At 71.0% G+C, this 17,553-nt stretch carries 21 protein-coding genes; 14 read left to right on the forward strand and 7 right to left on the reverse strand.

The window, feature by feature from the left end; all coding sequences use genetic code 11:
* Nucleotides 1-815 (reverse strand): 4-hydroxy-3-methylbut-2-enyl diphosphate reductase (ispH, locus tag VKV26_00580; GenBank protein HLZ68380.1); only part of this gene is annotated, 815 nt, incomplete at its 3' end.
* A gap of 209 nt (nucleotides 816-1,024) precedes the next feature.
* Between ispH and VKV26_00585 the strand changes: the two genes are divergently transcribed.
* The 7 genes from VKV26_00585 (at nucleotide 1,025) to VKV26_00615 (ending at nucleotide 7,591) form a co-directional block, all read left to right on the forward strand.
* Nucleotides 1,025-2,023: a uroporphyrinogen decarboxylase family protein gene (locus VKV26_00585; protein HLZ68381.1), complete on the forward strand. Its 999-nt coding sequence runs from the start codon at nucleotides 1,025-1,027 to the stop codon at nucleotides 2,021-2,023.
* Nucleotides 2,024-2,066: 43 nt separating this feature from the next.
* Entirely contained in the window at nucleotides 2,067-3,119 is a 1,053-nt protein-coding gene (gene speB / locus VKV26_00590; GenBank protein HLZ68382.1) for an agmatinase, read from the forward strand.
* Nucleotides 3,120-3,183: 64 nt separating this feature from the next.
* A complete protein-coding gene (locus VKV26_00595) occupies nucleotides 3,184-3,597 on the forward strand; it encodes a nitroreductase family deazaflavin-dependent oxidoreductase (GenBank protein ID HLZ68383.1) in 414 nt (137 codons plus the stop codon).
* Between the two features lie 137 nt (nucleotides 3,598-3,734).
* Nucleotides 3,735-3,938 (forward strand): hypothetical protein, encoded by a 204-nt coding sequence (locus tag VKV26_00600; protein ID HLZ68384.1) that lies wholly within the window; start codon nucleotides 3,735-3,737, stop codon nucleotides 3,936-3,938.
* Nucleotides 3,939-3,971: 33 nt separating this feature from the next.
* Entirely contained in the window at nucleotides 3,972-4,928 is a 957-nt protein-coding gene (locus tag VKV26_00605; GenBank protein ID HLZ68385.1) for a threonine/serine dehydratase, read from the forward strand.
* A 168-nt stretch (nucleotides 4,929-5,096) separates the two neighbouring features.
* A complete protein-coding gene (locus VKV26_00610) occupies nucleotides 5,097-6,161 on the forward strand; it encodes a fibronectin type III domain-containing protein (protein ID HLZ68386.1) in 1,065 nt (354 codons plus the stop codon).
* A 221-nt stretch (nucleotides 6,162-6,382) separates the two neighbouring features.
* Nucleotides 6,383-7,591 carry a hypothetical protein gene (locus VKV26_00615; GenBank protein HLZ68387.1) on the forward strand — a complete coding sequence of 403 codons (1,209 nt, stop codon included), beginning with the start codon at nucleotides 6,383-6,385 and terminating at the stop codon, nucleotides 7,589-7,591.
* Nucleotides 7,592-7,618: 27 nt separating this feature from the next.
* On the opposite strand, the gene VKV26_00620 is transcribed toward VKV26_00615, so the two are convergent.
* Complete coding sequence (locus VKV26_00620) at nucleotides 7,619-8,017, reverse strand: hypothetical protein (GenBank protein ID HLZ68388.1); 399 nt, start codon at nucleotides 8,015-8,017, stop codon at nucleotides 7,619-7,621.
* Nucleotides 8,018-8,257: 240 nt separating this feature from the next.
* Here VKV26_00620 and VKV26_00625 point away from each other — a divergent pair, with 240 nt between their 5' ends.
* Nucleotides 8,258-9,313 carry an LLM class flavin-dependent oxidoreductase gene (locus VKV26_00625; protein ID HLZ68389.1) on the forward strand — a complete coding sequence of 352 codons (1,056 nt, stop codon included), beginning with the start codon at nucleotides 8,258-8,260 and terminating at the stop codon, nucleotides 9,311-9,313.
* A gap of 120 nt (nucleotides 9,314-9,433) precedes the next feature.
* Here the strand turns inward: VKV26_00625 and VKV26_00630 are convergent, their stop codons facing one another.
* Nucleotides 9,434-10,033 (reverse strand): DUF4389 domain-containing protein, encoded by a 600-nt coding sequence (locus VKV26_00630; GenBank protein HLZ68390.1) that lies wholly within the window; start codon nucleotides 10,031-10,033, stop codon nucleotides 9,434-9,436.
* 398 nt (nucleotides 10,034-10,431) lie between these two features.
* The gene (locus tag VKV26_00635) at nucleotides 10,432-10,752 is read right to left on the reverse strand and encodes a hypothetical protein (GenBank protein HLZ68391.1); all 321 of its coding nucleotides are present in this window, start codon (nucleotides 10,750-10,752) and stop codon (nucleotides 10,432-10,434) included.
* Between the two features lie 15 nt (nucleotides 10,753-10,767).
* Here VKV26_00635 and VKV26_00640 point away from each other — a divergent pair, with 15 nt between their 5' ends.
* From VKV26_00640 to VKV26_00650, 3 genes are all read left to right on the forward strand, one after another.
* Nucleotides 10,768-11,211: a PIN domain-containing protein gene (locus tag VKV26_00640; protein ID HLZ68392.1), complete on the forward strand. Its 444-nt coding sequence runs from the start codon at nucleotides 10,768-10,770 to the stop codon at nucleotides 11,209-11,211.
* Between the two features lie 145 nt (nucleotides 11,212-11,356).
* On the forward strand, nucleotides 11,357-12,598 hold the full coding sequence (locus tag VKV26_00645; protein ID HLZ68393.1) for a CoA transferase: 1,242 nt from the start codon (nucleotides 11,357-11,359) through the stop codon (nucleotides 12,596-12,598).
* 31 nt (nucleotides 12,599-12,629) lie between these two features.
* Nucleotides 12,630-13,001, forward strand: a complete 372-nt coding sequence (locus VKV26_00650; protein ID HLZ68394.1) for a DUF4267 domain-containing protein — start codon at nucleotides 12,630-12,632, stop codon at nucleotides 12,999-13,001.
* On the opposite strand, the gene VKV26_00655 is transcribed toward VKV26_00650, so the two are convergent.
* Nucleotides 12,998-13,813: a 5'-methylthioadenosine/S-adenosylhomocysteine nucleosidase gene (locus VKV26_00655; GenBank protein HLZ68395.1), complete on the reverse strand. Its 816-nt coding sequence runs from the start codon at nucleotides 13,811-13,813 to the stop codon at nucleotides 12,998-13,000. The genes VKV26_00650 and VKV26_00655 overlap by 4 nt on opposite strands.
* Before the next feature lie 205 nt (nucleotides 13,814-14,018).
* Between VKV26_00655 and VKV26_00660 the strand changes: the two genes are divergently transcribed.
* The 3 genes from VKV26_00660 to VKV26_00670 all read left to right on the forward strand — a co-directional run bounded on the left by VKV26_00660 (nucleotide 14,019) and on the right by VKV26_00670 (nucleotide 16,154).
* Nucleotides 14,019-14,240: a hypothetical protein gene (locus VKV26_00660; protein HLZ68396.1), complete on the forward strand. Its 222-nt coding sequence runs from the start codon at nucleotides 14,019-14,021 to the stop codon at nucleotides 14,238-14,240.
* Between the two features lie 163 nt (nucleotides 14,241-14,403).
* On the forward strand, nucleotides 14,404-15,297 hold the full coding sequence (locus VKV26_00665; protein HLZ68397.1) for an aldo/keto reductase: 894 nt from the start codon (nucleotides 14,404-14,406) through the stop codon (nucleotides 15,295-15,297).
* A 41-nt stretch (nucleotides 15,298-15,338) separates the two neighbouring features.
* Nucleotides 15,339-16,154, forward strand: a complete 816-nt coding sequence (locus VKV26_00670) for an enoyl-CoA hydratase/isomerase family protein (protein HLZ68398.1) — start codon at nucleotides 15,339-15,341, stop codon at nucleotides 16,152-16,154.
* 105 nt (nucleotides 16,155-16,259) lie between these two features.
* Here VKV26_00670 and VKV26_00675 read toward each other — a convergent pair whose 3' ends face one another.
* Together VKV26_00675 and VKV26_00680 are read right to left on the reverse strand one after the other, a co-directional pair.
* Nucleotides 16,260-17,024, reverse strand: coding sequence for a class III extradiol ring-cleavage dioxygenase (locus VKV26_00675; GenBank protein ID HLZ68399.1), 765 nt, complete (start codon nucleotides 17,022-17,024; stop codon nucleotides 16,260-16,262).
* A 55-nt stretch (nucleotides 17,025-17,079) separates the two neighbouring features.
* A complete protein-coding gene (locus VKV26_00680) occupies nucleotides 17,080-17,529 on the reverse strand; it encodes a VOC family protein (GenBank protein HLZ68400.1) in 450 nt (149 codons plus the stop codon).
* Between the last annotated feature and the right edge of the window lie 24 nt (nucleotides 17,530-17,553).

Here is a 17,553-nt window from a genome sequence, read left to right on the forward strand (position 1 = left end):
ACGTCCTGCACGCGCTGGCTTTGCGCCCCGTGCGCCCGCGCCGTGTGCACAAGATTTGCCGTGTTCTCGCTCTTGTCGCCGCCGATCACCAGCACCACGTCCGCCCGGCGCGCCCCGGCGATCACCGCCTGCTGGCGGTTCTCCGTCGCGTAGCAGATCGAGGCGTGCTCGTTGGCGCCGGCCGCCTCTGCCGCGGTGGCGATCGCCGGCCGGGCGCGAGGATAGCGCCGGCGGATCGCGGCGATGATCGCCTGTGCGTCCTGGATGCTCCAGGTCGTCTGCGTGACGAAGACGATCTGATCATCCGGCGGCAACTCTAGCCGCTCCACGTCGGCGATCGAGGAGACGACGTGCGTACGGTCGGGCACCTCGCCCAGCGTACCCGTGATCTCATCGTGGGCGCGCTTGCCGATGAGGATGATCTGGTCGGCGGCGTGGCGCAGCACGGCCTCGTGCACGCGGGCGACCAGCGGGCAGGTGAGGTCGATCACGGCATGAAAATCGCGCGCCGCCGCCTGCGCCCGCACCGCCGGCGAGACGCCGTGCGCACTGAACAGCAGTACGGCTCCGTCCGGCGCCTCGGCCACGTCGTCGCAAAACTCGACGCCGAGCGCCCGCAGCTCGTTCACCGGGTCGGGGTTGTGCACGATCTCGTGATAGACCCATACCGGCCGGTCGGGGTAGATCTGCCGCGCCAGGTCGGCGCCGCGCAGGGCGAAGAGCACGCCGGCGCAATAGCCGTGCGGATGCGCCACGAGCACGCGCTCGACGCTCAGGGCCGCGGCTGCAACGGGAACGGCGGCTTCGGGTTCCATCGCTTCAAGTATGGCACGGCTGGGCGCGTGGCCTCACCCCCTAACCCCCTCTCCAGTTCCTGGAGAGGGGGATCTGCGGAAGGCGATTCCAATCTCAAATTCCGAGTCCTCCCCTCTCCATGCAATGGAGAGGGGGCCGGGGGGTGAGGCCACGCGCTATCATCGATCGCGCGAGCGCGTGTGCCCGCGGCACGGCAAGGAGGCCGGCGATGACAACCACGACCATGTCTCACAAGCAGCGGCTGCGCGCCGCGCTGGACGGCCAGGCGGTGGATCATGCTCCGGCCGCGCTCTGGGGCCACGACTTCAAGCGGGAGTGGTCCGCTGTTGACCTTGCGGCCTTCACCATCGAGTCCTACGACACGTACGGCTGGGACCTGATTAAGCTCAACCCGCGCGCCACCTACTATTTCGAGGCCTGGGGCAGCGTCTACCAGCCCACCGGCAGCACGCAGCCGCGCCTACAACACCACCCGCTCAACAGCGCCGAAGAGCTCGCCAACCTGCCCGAGATCGAGGCGACGGCCGGCGTCTTCGCCGAGCAGCTCGAGGGCCTGGACCGCGTGGTTGCGCAGGTCGGCCACGAGGTCGACGTGATCCAGACCGTGTTCAATCCGCTCACCGTCGCCAGCGGCCTGCTGGGCATGCGTCCGCCCGCCTTCCTTGAGCTGACGCGGCGCCGGCCCGCGCTCGTGCACAAGGGCCTGGCGACGATCGCCCGCGTGCTGGCCCGCTACGCCGCTGCCTGCCGCGAGGCGGGCGCCGGCGGCGTCTTCTTCGCCACGGTCGACTGGGGTACGAGCGATGCAGCCGACGCGGCGTTCTACCGCGAGTACGGCCGCCCCTACGACCTGCAAGTCCTGGCCGCCGTGCACGAGGCGCCGCTGAACGTTTTGCATGTCTGCCGCGATCACAACCTGCTCGATCTGTTGCTCGATTATCCGGTCGCCGCCTTCAACTGGGACGACCACGGCGCCGGCAACGCCTCGCTCGCCGCCGCGCAGCAGAAGACGCCGCGGGCCGTGATCGGCGGCATCGACCGCGCCACCCTGCGCGACGGCACGCCGGGAGCGATCGCGGCCCAGGCGCGGCAGGCGCTGACAGAGACCGGCAGCCGCCGCGTGGTGCTCGCCGCCGGCTGCTCCGTGGATCCCTCGGCGCCCGCCGCCAACCTGCGCGCCGTCGCCGAGGCGGCGCGCGGAGGCTGAAGGATGCAGCGGTCCGAGGCAAACCCTGGTACGGAGCAGTGATGTGACGACCGATCAGCCCGAGCCGGAGCGGCTGTGGCCGGAAGAGTGGCAGCGCGGACCGCGCTTCAGCGGCGCCTACTCGTTCATGCGCGTGCCGCTCACGCGCGACCTGCGCTTCGCCGACGTCGCCATCGTCGGCGTTCCCTTCGACGGCGGCGTCAACCATCGCCCCGGCGCACGCTTCGGCCCGCGCGGCATCCGCAACGCCACGGCGCAGGTGCGCGCCCATCCCATGCCCGGCGATCCGCTGTGGGGGCCGCTGGAGACGCTGCGCGTCGTCGACTACGGCGATCTCGATGTCTCCTCCCCCTACATCGCCTACGCCATCGACAAGATGCAGGAGCTGCTGGCGCCGATCTTCGCCGCCGGCGTCACGCCGATCATCCTCGGCGGCGATCACACGATCTCACTGCCGATCCTGCGCGCCATGGCGCAAACGCACGGCCCCGCGTCGCTCGTGCACTTCGACGCCCACCCCGACTTCTGGAAGCCAACCGATGCGAGCCGCCCCTACCACCACGGCACGCCCTTCCGCCTCGCCGCCGACGAAGGCTTGATCCGCGTGCACGAGTCGGTGCAGATCGGCATCCGCGGCAGCGTCTCCGGCGCCATCCTGCACGAGGTGCGCGAGGCCGGCTTTCACATGATCACCGCCGACGAGTTCTACGAGCTCGGCGTGCACGGCGCTCTGGAGCGGCTGCACCGCGTGGTGCGGCCGCCCGTCTACGTCTCGCTTGACATCGACTGCGCCGACCCCGCCTACGCACCCGGCACCGGCACGCCGGAGGTGGCCGGCCTCACCAGCCGCGAGCTGGTGCAGCTCGTCCGCGGCCTGCGCGGCCTGCCGATCGTCGGCTTCGACATCGTGGAAGTAGCGCCGCCCTTCGACCAGAGCGAGATCACCGCCCTGCTCGCCGCCAACCTGGTCTACGAGTTTTTGGAGCTGGCCGCCGCCCTGAAGCGGGGCAGCAACCGGCGGGCAACGAGCAACCGAGCCGGGCGGGCGTCTGCGCCGGCCGCACGGCGCCGGCCGCGGAATCGGCCCGCTTCGTGATCGCAGAGCCCGTATACTCCAGCACGTAGACGTTGCCTGAGGAGCGCCGCTTGCACTCAGCACACTGCCGCCTTCTGTCCGCCCCAACCAGGTCGTGCGCCGGGGGCGGCGCGTGACGATCGAGGACCGCTTCCCCGACGAGCCCTACTGCTACCTCACCACCACCGGCCGCAGCAGCGGCCAGCCGCGCGAGATCGAGATCTGGTTCGCCGCCGAGGGCGACACGATCTACCTGCTCTCCGGCGGCGGCCACAACGCCCACTGGGTGTTAAACCTGATCAAACAACCGCGCGTGCGGGTGCGCATCGCCGACGAGACCTTCGCTGGCACGGCACGCGTGCTGGAACCCGGTGAGGAAGAGCGCGCGGCGAGGCCGCTGCTGGCCGCCAAGTACCAGGATTGGCAGCCGGGCAAGCCGCTCTCCGGCTGGGCGCGCACGGCCCTGCCCGTCGCCATCGCGCTGGAGAGCGGCGCCTGATCGACGGGTGGCGGCGAACCGCCGCCGGCGTGCCGTCTCCCCCACCTTGCAGCGCTGCGCCATTCCATCGCAGATCGCCTGTGATACAGTTTCCCTGCGGAGGCGGCGCGCTCGGCGGCCGCCGAAGAAAGGATGGTATGGACGAGAGCCAACCTTGGCAGGCGCACTACGACGAGTTGCGCGCCGTGCTGCGTCGCATCGGCGCCATACTTGGCGACAAGCGCACCCCGGCCCCGGATCGCGAGACCGCGGCGCAAGAATTCATCAGTGCCTGGCAGCAGATCACCCGTCATATCAAAGATCAACCGGCTACAGCCGGAGTTGCGGCGCCGCGCGATTAGCGTGGCGCCGCTCTGGCAGGCGAAGAATCCGCCATGACCGGCATGGAAACCGCGCTCTCCTTGCCCCGCCTCGACGAGATTGAGGCCGCCGCGGCACGCCTCGCGCCGTACGTGCGCCGCACGCCGTCCCTGCCGCTGCGCCCCACCTACGGGGCGCTGCCCGGTGAGCTGTGGCTGAAGCTGGAGAGCCTGCAACACACCGGCTCATTCAAGCCACGCGGCGCCTTCAACAAGCTGCTCAGCGTGGAGGAGCCGCGGCGAAAGGCCGGCGTGGTGGCCGTCTCCGGCGGCAATCACGGACTCGGCGTCGCCTTCGCCGCGCACCGCCTCGGCGTGCCCGCCACGATCTTCCTGCCCGTCTACGCCTCTCCCGTCAAGCAGCAGCGCATCGCCGCGCTCGGCGCTGAGATCGTGCTGAACGAGACGATCGCCGAGGCCTTCGCCCGTGCGGACGAGCGCGTTGCCGCGGCCGGCGCGGTGCCGGTGCATCCCTACGCCGACCCGCTGGTGATCTGCGGCCAGGGCACGGTTGGGCTGGAATTCGTACGCGATGCACCGCCGCTGGATGTGCTGTATGTGGCGGTGGGCGGCGGCGGGTTGCTCGCCGGCGTGAGCATCGCCGCGAAGGCGCAGCTGCCGGGGATCCACATCGTCGGCGTCGAGCCGGAAGGCGCGGCCACGCTGACCGCCGCGCGGCAGGCCGGCCGGCCGGTGACCCTGCCCAAGATCGGCTCCGTCGCCGCCGACTCGCTCGGCGCGCCGGACGTGGCGCCGCTCACGTTTGCCGCGGCACAGCAGCACGTGGACGAGGTCGTGCTGGTGAACGACGACGAGATCGTGGCGGCGCGCGCACGCCTCTGGCTTGAGCTGAACCTGGCGGCGGAGAACGGCGGCGCCGCCGCCTTCGCCGGTTATCTCAGCGGCCGCGCGGCGCGCGAGGGAAGCTGCGGCGTGATCGTCTGCGGCGGCAACATCGATCTCGGCTGGTGATCGGGCCGCCGACAGCCGTGGCCGTGCAGTCGAGATTGCCATCTATATCGCTGTAACTGCCTCAGGACTATCCCCAAAAGGGTGAATTGACAGGCCCGCGGACCCCGGCTACGGTGGGCGCTGGCGCCGCGCCGTCACCGCAGCGGCGGCGCTCGCGCGAGGCTGAGGGTGCACCGTCGTTCGCAGAAACGAGTTTGGGCGCCGTATGCCGGCGTGCTGCTGCTGGTCGCGCTGCTTGCGGCGTCTCCCGCGCTCATGCCCGGCGCCGTGCCGGCGCCGGGCGCAGCGCTGGCCGACGACGGACCGAACGGCCCGCCGCAGCCCAGGACGCCGCCCGTGCCCACGCCCGATGCGCCCACGGTTACGGCATCGCTGCCCGCGACCCGCACCGGGTCTCCGACCAGACCGCCGCCCACGCCAGCGCCGGAGAGAACGCGCACGCCAACGCCGGCGGTGACCGTCGCCCCGACGCCAACGTCGCGGGCGCCGGTCGCCGCCACTTCCGCGGCGCTGTCGATCGTCGCGATCTCACCGGCGCCCGCGGCGCTGAGGATGCTGGCGCCGGTGTGCAGTGGCGGCGGCGACGCGATCAGTTGGTCATGGGTTCCCGCGCCGGACGCCGCGGGCTACCTCCTGCAAGTCTCAACTACCGCCGGCCAGCTCGATGACGGCACGCTGGCCGATGCAGACACCTTCAACGGCCGCCTCGACGCCACGAACACCACCTTCTCCACCCCGGCTGTGCCCGGACAGCCGTACTTTGCGGTCGTGCTGCCGCTCAGCGCCGCAGGCCTGGCCGAAACCGATCGCGTGAGTCTACCGATCGAAAGCGTCTGCATCGACGCCGGGGCGAGCTCGCGGCCACTGCCGCCCACGCAGGCGCCCGCGCCGCCAGCGGCTGCCGTGGCGGACGCCGCAGCGCCCGCCGCGCCCAGCGACCTGGTCGCCACCCCGCTGGACGCCAGCGAAGTACGCCTGGACTGGACCAGCAACTCCGAAGATGAAGGCGGCTTCGCCGTGGACGACGGTTACAGCGTGGTGGCCCAGGTGCCCGCGGGCGTGACCACGATCACGCTGGTCGGCCTCGATCCGGACGGGCCGTACTGCGCGGCCGTCTACGCCTACAACCAGGCCGGCGCGTCTGACCTGAGCAACTTCGTCTGCTTCACCACGCTATCCGACACCGGCGACAGCAGCACCGCTCGCGAGCCAGCGGCGGGGTTCTCGGGATGAGCGCACGGCGGGCGGGCCTGGCCGCGCGCTGCGCGGGACTCAGCGGCTCCGACCGGGTCACCGCCGGACTCTGGCTCGCCTTGGCCCTCTCGCTGGCCGTCGTTGCCGCGGGCGCGCTGGCTCACTCCGGATCGCGGTCGGCGCGACGCGCTGGCCGCACTGCGGCAGCTCCCGCGGCGATCGCCCCTCCCGCCGAAGCCAGTGCGGGCACGGCGCCGGCCGTGGCTGGCTCGATCGTCGCGGCGGCAGAGGCCGCACCCGCAGCCGCCGCCACGCCGGCGAGCAGCGCGCCCGCGCCGTGGCTCCAAGCGCCGCTGTCTGCCGACGCAGTCCCTGACACGGCGATCGCGCCCGCTGGGGCGACGCTCGTGCGGCGGGTGAACCTCGCGGCTGTGGACGGCAGGCCAGACACGATCGTCGCCTACTGGCAGACGGTTGCCGCGGGCGGCTGCGCCCAACCGCGTATCGTCGTCTTCCGACCGGACGCAGGCGGCCAGTGGGCGGCCGTCTGGGACGCGAGCGCCGGCCAGAACGGCAACGCGCCGCTCGTTCCTGCTTCGTGCGATGCCGCCGTGGGCCTGTTCGCGGTGCGGCCGCTGGACGCCTCAGGCACACCGTTTCTCGTCTTTTCCGCCACCGGCGCCGACGGCAGCCAGCGGGTGATCGCGCAAGCGCTCGACGATCCCGCGCACGCGCCGTCCGTGGTGCTGCCGGTCGCGGCGGCGGCACAGATCAGCCTGGCCGACGGCCTGCCCGGCTCGCTGCAGATCGAAACGTCCTTAACCGCGCCGGACGGCGCGGGTCTCGCCGAGCTGCGTGGCGAGGCGATCGGGCGTACGGACGATCTCTTCCGCTGGCAGGACGGCGGCTTCGCGCTCAGCAGCCGCAATCTGACGCTCAACTGCCTGGCCGGCAGTGTGCTCGACATGACGACCTCGGCAAACGGGCTGGCGATCGCCTTCCGCTGCCCCGCCGGCCCAGGCAGCGCTGTCACGGCAATCGAGGTCACGCCGGCGACGCAGATCGCGCCGAACCTGCTGATCGGCGGCTTGCGCACGGGCGACGATATCAGCGTCAGCCTGCTGCCGCCCGGGCCGGACGCCGCGCCGGGCGGGTTGCCTGTCGCGGCGCAGGTCAGCTCGCAGTCGGCGGCGGCACGCCAGGCAGCGTCGCGATCCGCCCCGGCCCCGGCACCGGCAGCGCCACACGCCGTTGTCGCGCCGCCGGCCACGTCGCCGCAGCCTCGCCAGCCGGTCGCCGCTCCGGTTCCGACAATCACCAACGTGGCCGCGCCGGCGGCGGAGGACAACAGCCAGCCGGCGCCGTCAGCCGCAGTGGCAAACACGACGATCGAGCCGCCGGCGCGGCCGATCCCCCTGCAGCCAGTCTCGGCCGCCACCGCTCGGCCGATCCCGCAGCAAGGTCGCTAGCCAGCCGCGCGAGCCGGTGGTGGACGCCTACTCCGGCAGCTCGGGCTCCGCGGGCCGCAGGTCGAGCGCCGCCTGGATCTGACGCACCGCCGCCTCCGGATCGTCAACGCCGACGACCACCTTCTTGTAGTGCTCGTGCGAGGTGCTGATCACGATCGCCTTTTCCGCGCCGTGCACGTCCCAGAACGCCCAGCCATCGTCCTCCCCCTTACCCGGCCGCCAAAACGAGCCGGCCGTGATCACGCCGGGGATGGCTGTGCCGGCCAGCCGCAACCCGCGCCGCCAGCGGCTCGCCTGCGCCGGGTCGTACACCACGTCGGTCACATGCGCCAGCGGCAGCTCCAGCCGGCTCTTCAACGCCCAGAGCTTATCCATCCCCTCCATAACGATCGCCAGCTTGCCGCCGGCAATCTCGATCCTCGCCATGCCGCCCGCTCCTCCAGGATCCGGCCATCCCCGCGCCGCCAGCGCACGCTTGCGCCAGCCTGCCGCATTCATCATCGTGCAGCAGCGGCCGCCTGCACAGGACCGATTGGCCGCGCACAGGCGGATCTTCCGAGCGCCGCCATGTGCCCGCAGCGGGCCGCCGGGTCTAGGAAGCGGCTGGGCGCCGCGTGCTACACTCCGGCTGCGGAGGCGGCCGCCGACGCCAGCGGGAGGCAGGGCATGGAGATCGGCATCGGCATTGACGGCTCACTGGCGCTCACGCTCGACGAGGAGCGCAGCCTGGTCGAAGAGGCGGTGACGCTGGGCTACGCCGCCGCCTGGACGCCCAGCGGCGCCGGCAGCCGCGACGGCTTCCACGTCTGCGGGCGCTGGTCGCTGTGGACGGGCGGAGCCGGCCAATGCCTGCCGACGGGCATCGCCGTGGTGCCGGCGCCGCTGTGGAGCGCGGCGCCGCTCGCCAGCCAGGCCGCGACGGTGGGCGAGCTGAGCGGCGGCCGCTTCGTGCTCGGCATCGGCACCGGCAGTTTGTACAGCAGCGCCTACCGGCCGATGTTCGGCCTGCCGGATGTCGGCGCCGTCGGCGCCATGCGCGACTACCTCACCGCGCTGCGCGGCCTGCTGAACGGCGAAGCGGTCACGATCGACAGCCCGCTGATCCGGCTGCGGCGGGCGCAGATCCTCCAGCGGCCCGTCTCGGTGCCGCTCTATCTCGCCGCGCTGGGGCCGCAGATGCTGCGCCTCGCCGGGCGCCTGGCCGACGGCGTCTCGCTCAACTGGTGTACGCCCGAGCAACGCGCCTGGTGCCGCGAGCAGGTGGCCGCGGGCGCCAGCGCCGCCGGCCGCGATCCGGCCGCCGTGCGCATCACCGAGTACATCCGCGTCTGCGTTGACGAAGACGAGGACCGCGCCCGCCGCGGCCTCGCCCGCGCGGTGATGGGCTACGCGCTCTCGCGCCCCGGCGCTGGCAACGACCGCGGCTACCGCGCCCATTTCGGTCGCATGGGCTTCGAAACGCACCTGCAGGCGATCGAGGCGAAGCGCGACTCCGGCGCAAGCGAAGCGGAGTTGATCGACGCCTTCCCGCCCGAGCTGCTGCGCGCCGTCGGTTACTACGGCCCTGCCGCCGGCGCGGCGGCGGCCTTCGCGCGGCCCGCTGAAGGGCTCGACCTGGCGATCGTGCGCATCGTGCCCGCACGCCCCGGCCTCGAAGGCGCCCGCGCCGCCCTGCGTGCCTGCCGCCCGGACCTTGTTGGCGCGCCGGCGACGGCCTCATAGGCCGAAGCGGTCGATTGACGCGGATGCATCGCTGTCGCCGGCGAGGCGCACGAACGAGCGGCCGCTCCCATCACGAGGGAGCGGCCGCTCGTTCGTTCGTCGGTTTTGCTGCAGGGACGGCTAGGCCATGCCGGTCGCGTAACCGGGTGCGGCCGGACCGGGTTCCATGCTGAACGGCGGATAGGCATCAGTAAGCAGGAGCACATAGGCGCTCGCGCGTTGCTGCCAGCGCGACACGCCGACCGCAAAGGTGAACATGCCCTGCGGATATTTACCCGTGAAGAGAATCGCCCACCAGGCGATGAAGGTAATAACCTCAAGGGCGATTCCCAGCAGGTAAAGAACGATGATGTGCGGGATCGCGTAAATGATCCGCAGCAGCGTCGAAAGCCGATTCATCGGCTCCGAATAGGCCAGCTCGTATTGCAACGGATAGTCGCCGCCGCCGCCAAAGGGTGGGTACTCGTCGCGCAGCAGCGCGCCGTAGGAACTGACACGAGCGGCATAGCGCGCGACCGACAGCGAAAAGTCCCACATGCCTCGCGGATACTTGCCCGTAATCAGAATGGCAAACCAGGCGATGACGGTAACGACCTCCATGCAGACACCCAGCACGGCGAGCACGATCATGTGCGGGATCAGCATGAAGATGCGCAGCAGCGTGGTCACGCGGTTGAGTTGGGCGGGATACGGCACGTCATAGTGCACGGTGTCGGACATGGCTGCCTCCAGCGGTCAAACGAGTTCACGCGCTGAATCTGCTGACGGGGCGCCGCGGCGGCGGCGCAGCATTCGCCCGATACCTCCTCCTTACGCACAGAGGAACGGCACCTAACGCCAAACTACCCACAGCAGCGTAGGCGTTTGGCCAAGAGTACGGTGTCATCGATCGCATGTCAAAAATGTGAATTCGTTCACAGCCGAACCGTTACAGAATGTGATAGCGTTCCACGCTTGCTGCCTTTCGCCCTTTGCAACCGGCCCCGGCGCCGCTAGCATGGGGACGATCGCTTCCTGCGCGTCGGTCTGTACGGGGCAAGCCGCCCATGGCCGTGCCCCGCCAGTGTGTGCCGGATTGTGCCGTCTGCTGGTGACCGCTCACCCAGCGGCTGAATTGTTCAAGCGAGCGCAGAGTTATGGCGCGCGACTTTTCTATTGATCTTTCCGGCTTCCCGGATCTGGCTCGCCTGGCCGAGGAAGTGCGCGCCAGCCGTCGCCGGCGTGTTCTTCGCCGCGACGGCGAGAACATCGCTGTCCTCGCACCGCTGCCCGTGCTCCGGCGTCGCGCTGCGGCGCCGGGCCCCCGCGGCGTTGCCGCAGCCCTCGCGGTCGTTGAGCGGACTGCCGGTATCTTCCACGATAACGCAAGGCGGCCGCCGCCAACCATCGCCGAGGAAACCGCCGCGTTCGAGCAGGGCGTTGCTGACGAGGTCGTGCACGGTCCGGGAGCGTAGATGCCCGACCACCCGTTTCTCGATACGAATCTGTTCCTGCGCCACCTGACTCAGGACGACCCCGTCCGCTCGCGCAGGGCGACCGCGCTCTGGCGACGGGTCGCCGGCGGTGCGGAAGTGGTCGAAACCGTCGATACTGTCGTCTTTGAGACGGTCTTCACGCTGCAGCGGTTCTATCAGGTCGGCCGCAGCGACATCCGCGACGGCGTCCTGCCGCTGCTGCTCTTGCGCGGTGTGCGTCTGGCGAACAAGCGGCGCTACCTTCGCGCGTTCGACCTCTACGTCAGCATGCCTGCCCTCTCCTTCGCCGACAGCTTTCATATTGCCGTCATGGAACAACGCGGCCTGACCCGTATGGTGAGCTTCGATCGCGCGTTCAGCCGCATACCGACCCTGAAGCGCATGGAGCCGAGCGACACGGGCGAACTCACTGCGCAGCCATGAACCGTACGCGGACGCGGTGAAGTCGCGCTCACTGCCGTACGAGTCGCCCTTTGCAAGCGGCCCCGGCGCCGCTAGCATGGGGACGAGCGGTTCCTGAGCGTCCGCGCGCCTGACCCCACAGGCGGCGGCCGCCCGTTGAAAGGGCATGGGCACGATGCCGGCGCTAGAGCAGATGCGCATTCTCGACCTGACGCAGTACGAGGCGGGCACCTCTTCGACTCAGTTGCTCGCCTGGCTTGGCGCCAACGTCGTCAAGATCGAACGGCCCGGCGTCGGCGACCCCGGACGCCACACCGAGCGCACCACCAGCGGCCACGACTCGCTCTACTTCCTCAGCTTCAACAGCAACAAGCGCAGCGTCGCCATCAACCTCTCGACGGAAACCGGCCGCGGCCTCTTCCTGCGCATGCTGCCGCGCTTCGACGTGGTCGTCGAAAACTTCACCCTGGGCACGATGGAGAAGCTCGGCCTGGGGTACGAGGTGCTCAAGCAGCACAACCCGGCCATCATCTACGCCACGCTCAAGGGCTTCGGCACCACCGGCCCCTACAAGGACTTCAAGTGCTTCGACATGGTGGCCCAGGCCGCGGGCGGCGCCTTCAGCACCACCGGCTGGCGCATGGAAGATCCGCCTCTGCGCCCCGGCCCCACCCTGGGCGACACCGGCACCGGCATGCACCTGGCGATGGGCATCATGGCGGCCTACATCCAGCGCCTGCAAACCGGCGCCGGCCAGATGGTCGAAGTCTCGATGCAGGAGTCGGTCGCCAGCTTCATGCGTTGCCCCTTCTCCCACCGCGAGCGCACCGGCGACCCCGTGCCGCGCCGCGGCAACCGCACGGTCTCGCCCACCGACCTCTACCCCTGCGCCCCAGGCGGCCCCAACGATTATGTCTACATCATGATCGTCACCACGCGCATGTGGGACGCGCTGGTTACGGCGATCGACCGCCCCGAGCTCTCGCTGGACCCCCGCTTCGCCGACGCCAGGGCGCGGCACCAGAACGGCGACGCCCTGTTTGAGGAGATCGCCGCCTGGACCAGCCAGCGCACCAAGGAAGAGGTCTGGGAGCATCTGGGCGCCCACGGCGTGCCTTGCGGCGCCGTGCTCGACAGCAGCGACATCTTCACCAACCGGCACATGCGCGAGCGCCGCGCCGTGCGCACACTCGTGCATCCCGAGCGCGGCGCCTGGGACTTCATCGCGCCGCCGATCCGCATGAGCGAGTCGGACGTGGAGATGATCCCGGCGCCGCTGCTGGGCCAGCACACCATCGAGGTGCTCGGCCAGGAGCTGGGCCTGGCAGCGGAGCAGCTGCGCGAGCTGAGCGCGTCCGGCGTGGTGCAGGTGCGCGAGGCGCCGGCCGTCTCCGCCGCCGCCGACTGAGCCGCCGCGGGCGCTCCGGGGAGCAAGCGCGATGCTGGTCCGCCTGATCGGCGCCTGCCGCGTGGCGGTCGGTCTGCTGATCATCGCCCGCCCGCGCCTGGCGGCGCGCCTCTTCGCCCTGCCCGAAGCCGGCGCCACTGCCGACGCGCGCTTCGTCACCCGCATCGCCGGCAACCGCGACCTGATGCTGGGCGCGGCGCTGCTGCTCGCGCCCGCGGCGCAGACGCCGCCGCTGCTCGGCGCCTGTGTGGCGGTCGATGCCGCCGATCTGCTGGTGGCGCTGGGCTCAGCGGGCGCTAGCTTGCGCCCGCGGTCCGTGCTCAGCAACGTCGTCGTCGCCGGCGCCGCGGCCACGGGCGAGTTCTGGGCACTGGATCGCGCTCGCCGGGCGCGGCGTTTCTAGACGCCGGCGCGGGTGAGCGTGGCCGCCAGCGCCAGCAGCGACCGTGCCGCGCGGTCGCCCGCCTCCGTGATCGCCGCCGGCACCTCCTCCGGCGTCAGGGCGCAGGCGGCCTCGTTGTCCGACATCACGCGGATGGCCGCGAAGGGCACGCCGTGCATGGCGCAGACCTGCGCCACATAGGCGCTCTCCATGTCCTCGCACTCGGCCTGGTAGAGCACGCGCAGCTCCCGCAGCGCCTCGGCCTCGATCGTCCAGGCGTCCGCCGAGCCGACCACCCCGCTGACCACGAACGGCGCCCGGCGTGGCAGCGCCTGCGGCCAACCCGGCGCCTGCCACGGTCCCGCCGCCTGCGAAGCCGCGGCGGCGGCCTGCTCCGCCTGGCGCAGCAGCTCCGGCTGCGCGTCGATGTACTCCAGGCTGACCATCTCGCCGTACCGGTAGAAGCGAATCAGCGAGCCGGGCAGGCCGCGAGCGATGCGCGCCTCGCGCACGCCAGGCGCCGCCACGATCACGAAGCGTGAGCCGACCACCACATCGCCGGGCATCAGCGCCGGGTTGTGCGCCCCGGCCGAGCCGCCGTGCAGCACCGCCGCCGGCGCAAACTGCGCGATCAGCCGCTCTGTGGCCGCGGCGGCGTTCACCGGCCCCGCCGCCGAGAGGATCAGCAGCAGGCGGCGCCCCGCCAGCGCGGCCTCGTACAGCTCCCAGGCGCCGGCGCTCGCCAGCGGCTGCAGGTCCGGCAGCAGGGCGCCGTATGGGGTGAACTCGCCGCGCGTGGGCACGAGGATCGCAAGCGGTGCTCGGTGGTTCATCGCGCGCAGCATAGCGGCCCGCGCCCCGGCGAACAACCGCGCACACCGGCGGGCGCGCCACGGCCATTGGTAGCGGAAACAGGGCGCACCGCAGTGTCGATCGGCGGGCTTGCGGCCGGTCCTGCAGATCGCTGCCGCGGCACAGGCGGAGACCGCATCCTGTAACAGAGAAAGCAGGGGTGACCACCCGGCGAGGGAGACGACGATGAATCAGTTCGAACTGATGATCCTGCTCGCGCTGGACCATCCGTGGGAGATCCGCCGGCAGGCTCGCCTCAAGGCAGATGGCCCCAGCAAATTTGCCCGCCTGCGCGGCTGGCTGCAGCGCTCCACGCCGGCGGCGGCCGGCCTCGCTGCGCCCGGCTCCGGCAGCTATGGCCCGGGCGGACCTGACAGCGAGGACGAGTCGTCGCGGCGTGCAGCATAAGCGCCGCGCCCCGCGCCTGAAGCCTCCGGCGGCCATGCGGCGCGGCCGAGCCGGCGAGCGCGAAAACTCACGCCCCCCCTCTGGACCGGCGCCTCACCTTCTCCTCACTATAGGGAGAAGGTGAGGCGCCGGTGCTTTTTCGGCGCGCCGGGAGCAGCGAGCGATGCAGTACCGCGTCCTCGGCCGCACGGGGGAGCGCGTCAGCGCCGTCGGGCTGGGCGGCTTCCACATCGGCAAGATCGAACGGCGCGCGGCGATCTCCCTGATCCGCGCCGCGATCGACGGCGGCATCACCTTCCTCGACAACTGCTGGGACTATCACAACGGCGAAAGCGAGGTGCGTATGGGCCACGCCCTGCGCGACGGCTACCGCCGGCGCGTCTTCCTGATGACGAAGCTCGACGCGCACTCGCGCGAGATGGCGGCGGCCCAGCTCGAGCAGAGCCTGCGCCGCCTGCAGACCGACTGCATCGACCTCGTGCAGATGCACGAGGTGATCCGTCCGGGGGATCCTGACGCACTGCTGGCGCCCGGCGGCGCGATCGAAGCGCTGCTGGCCGCGCGGCAGGCCGGCAAACTGCGCTACATCGGCTTCACCGGGCACAAGGACCCGGCGGTGCACCTGAAGATGCTCGCGTCGGGCTTCCCCTTCGACACGGTGCAGATGCCGCTCAACTGCTTCGACGCGCACTTCCGTAGCTTCGAGGCCATGGTGCTGCCGCAGGTAGTCGCGCGGGGCATCGGCGTGCTCGGCATGAAGCCGCTCGCCGGCGGGCGGATTCTCGAGAGCGGCGGCGCCGGCGCCGAGGAGTGCCTGCGCTACGCGCTCAGCCTGCCGGTCTCCGTCGTGATCACTGGCTGCGAGTCGCGGGCGCAGGTCGAGCAGGCGCTGCGCGCCGGCGGCGCGTTCACGCCGCTGAGCGCCGAGGAACGCGCGGCGCTGCTGGCACGCACGGCGCCCGCGGCGGCTGACGGCGCCTGGGAGCGCTATAAGACCACCAGCCTGCACGACGGCACCGATCGCAACCCGCACTGGCTGACGGCATCGGTCGCCTGAGGACCGTACGGCCCCGGGCAACGCGGAAAGGACCGCCACAGATGCAGTACGACGAGTACCAGTTCCTCAAGATCGCGGTTGAAGACGGCATCGCCCTGATCACGATCAACCGCCCCGAGTTCTACAACGCCACCAACAACCGCCTGCACTGGGAGCTGACCCAAATCTGGCCGGACATCGACAACGACCCGACGGTGCGCGTTGCCGTCGTCACCGGCGCCGGCGATCAGGCGTTTTCGGCCGGCGGCGACCTGGGCGACCTGGAAGCACGCGACACGCTGCCGGCCAACGAGCGCTACGAGGCGATCGTCGCGCTCGCCAAGGAAGCGCGCGAGCTCGTCTACACGATCGTCAACTGCGACAAGCCGATCATCTCGGCGATCAACGGCGTGGCGGTCGGCGCCGGCCTGGTCGTGGCCCTGCTTGCCGACATCTCGATCATCGCCGAGGACGCGCGGCTCACCGACGGTCACACGCGGCTCGGTGTGGCCGCGGGCGATCACGCCTGCATCATCTGGCCGTTGCTCTGCGGCATGGCGAAGGCCAAATACTATCTGCTCACCTGTGACTTCATCGACGGCCGCGAGGCGGAGCGCATCGGCCTGGTAAGCAAGGCCGTGCCACGGGCGCAGGTGCTGTCCGAGGCGATGGCGGTGGGGCGCAAGCTGGCCGACGGTCCGCAGCACGCGCTGCGCTTCACCAAGCGGGCGCTGAACCAGTGGCTGCGCCTCGGCGGCATCACCGCGTTCGACTACTCGCTGATGGCCGAGATGATGGGCTTCTTCGGCGGCGACGTGGCTGCCGGCATCCAGGGCATCCGCGAACGCCGGCCCGGCGCCTTCCCCTCCGCGCGCTAACACCGCTGGCCCGCGCCCCTCCGCCGGCCGAGCCCGCCAGGCGCCGGCTGTGCCTCTGCTCCCGATGCTCGCCCGCTTGATGGGCCACCCTTCGCGGCAGGGGGCTTAGTTCACCTGGAACGAGCGCTTCGCCAGGCCGTACCAGTAGCCGTCGATCGTGAACCGCGGCGCGGTCGCGGCATCAGTCGCCGCGCCGAGCGTCACGAACAGCGGCGCGAAGTGGTCCGTGGTCGGATGGGCGTAGCGCACCGCCGGAGCGCGGTGGCGGAAGTCGATCAGCTCGTCCACAGCGCCGTGGGCCAGTGCCTCCGTCGCCCAGGCGTCGAACTCGGCCGACCAGGCGGGCGCGGGCGCATCCGGTGCACGGAAGTCGAGATACGGCAAGCCGTGCGTCATGAAACCGCTGCCCATGATCAGCACGCCCTCGTCGCGCAGCGGCGCCAGCCGCCGGCCCAGCCTGAACAGCCGCTCCGGATCGAGCGAGGGCATCGAGATCTGCAAGACGGGGATGTCGGCCGCGGGGTACATCACCGTCAGCGGCACGTAGGCGCCATGGTCGAGGCCGCGCTCGGGATCCTCGGCGACAGGCTCGTCGTGCGGCATCAGCGCCCGCACCTTCGCCGCCAGATCGGCGGCGCCGGGCGCGTCGTAGCGCACGCGGTAGTACTTCGCCGGGAAGCCGTAGAAGTCGTAGGTCAGCTCCGCCGGGCCGGTGGTGCCAATCGTCAGCGGCGCCGACTCCCAGTGGGCGCTGACCACAAGAATGGATGAGGGCCGCGGCAACTCGCCGGCCCAGGCCGCAAGCTGCTCGGGCCAGATCGCGTCGTCAACCAGCGGCGGCGCACCGTGGCCGAGGTACAGCGCGGGCATGCGCGCCGCACCGGTGCTAGATGAGGTCATTGGACGGATTCCCTTCGGGGTTCGGTTAGAGCGCCAGCGCCTTCACGGGCGCCAGCACCAGCTCCGGGTGGTTCTTCCAGTCGACGCCCGGCACGTCGACGTACAGCTCGATCTCGTTGCCGTCCGGATCGAGGATGTAGAGGCTGTGGCTCACGGTGTGGTCGCTGGCGCCGACGATGCGCGCCCCGGCGGCCTGCAGGCGCGCCAGCGCCTCGCGCAGATCCTCGTCCGTGTCGCCCACCTTCAGCCCGAAGTGATAGAGGCCCACCCGGCGGCCCGAGGGGATCGGCTGCGCGTCCGGCCCGACCTCGATCAGCAACAGCTCGTGATGGGTGCGCCCGCCGGAGAAGAGCGCCACCGGCGCGCCCTCCGGCGTGGGAATGCGCTGCCAGCCGAGCACGTCGCCGTAGAAGGCGGCGGAGTCGCGCACGTTGCGCACGTAGAGCACCAGGTGCCCGAGTTCTTTGACGGTCATGTGAAGACCTCCGATCGCCCGCCC

This window comes from Dehalococcoidia bacterium, assembly GCA_035310145.1.
Classification (GTDB): domain Bacteria; phylum Chloroflexota; class Dehalococcoidia; order CAUJGQ01; family CAUJGQ01; genus CALFMN01.

Bases quoted from the DNA above. Each gene is read 5' to 3' on its own strand.
- VKV26_00670 (HLZ68398.1), top strand. From the start codon at position 15,339: ATGCAGTACGACGAGTACCAGTTCCTCAAGATCGCGGTTGAAGACGGC.
- VKV26_00585 (HLZ68381.1), top strand. From the start codon at position 1,025: ATGACAACCACGACCATGTCTCACAAGCAGCGGCTGCGCGCCGCGCTG.
- VKV26_00650 (HLZ68394.1), top strand. From the start codon at position 12,630: ATGCTGGTCCGCCTGATCGGCGCCTGCCGCGTGGCGGTCGGTCTGCTG.
- VKV26_00665 (HLZ68397.1), top strand. From the start codon at position 14,404: ATGCAGTACCGCGTCCTCGGCCGCACGGGGGAGCGCGTCAGCGCCGTC.
- VKV26_00625 (HLZ68389.1), top strand. From the start codon at position 8,258: ATGGAGATCGGCATCGGCATTGACGGCTCACTGGCGCTCACGCTCGAC.
- VKV26_00680 (HLZ68400.1), bottom strand. From the start codon at position 17,529: ATGACCGTCAAAGAACTCGGGCACCTGGTGCTCTACGTGCGCAACGTG.
- VKV26_00645 (HLZ68393.1), top strand. From the start codon at position 11,357: ATGGGCACGATGCCGGCGCTAGAGCAGATGCGCATTCTCGACCTGACG.
- VKV26_00620 (HLZ68388.1), bottom strand. From the start codon at position 8,017: ATGGCGAGGATCGAGATTGCCGGCGGCAAGCTGGCGATCGTTATGGAG.
- VKV26_00675 (HLZ68399.1), bottom strand. From the start codon at position 17,024: ATGCCCGCGCTGTACCTCGGCCACGGTGCGCCGCCGCTGGTTGACGAC.
- VKV26_00660 (HLZ68396.1), top strand. From the start codon at position 14,019: ATGAATCAGTTCGAACTGATGATCCTGCTCGCGCTGGACCATCCGTGG.
- VKV26_00655 (HLZ68395.1), bottom strand. From the start codon at position 13,813: ATGAACCACCGAGCACCGCTTGCGATCCTCGTGCCCACGCGCGGCGAG.
- VKV26_00600 (HLZ68384.1), top strand. From the start codon at position 3,735: ATGGACGAGAGCCAACCTTGGCAGGCGCACTACGACGAGTTGCGCGCC.
- VKV26_00630 (HLZ68390.1), bottom strand. From the start codon at position 10,033: ATGTCCGACACCGTGCACTATGACGTGCCGTATCCCGCCCAACTCAAC.
- VKV26_00605 (HLZ68385.1), top strand. From the start codon at position 3,972: ATGACCGGCATGGAAACCGCGCTCTCCTTGCCCCGCCTCGACGAGATT.
- VKV26_00640 (HLZ68392.1), top strand. From the start codon at position 10,768: ATGCCCGACCACCCGTTTCTCGATACGAATCTGTTCCTGCGCCACCTG.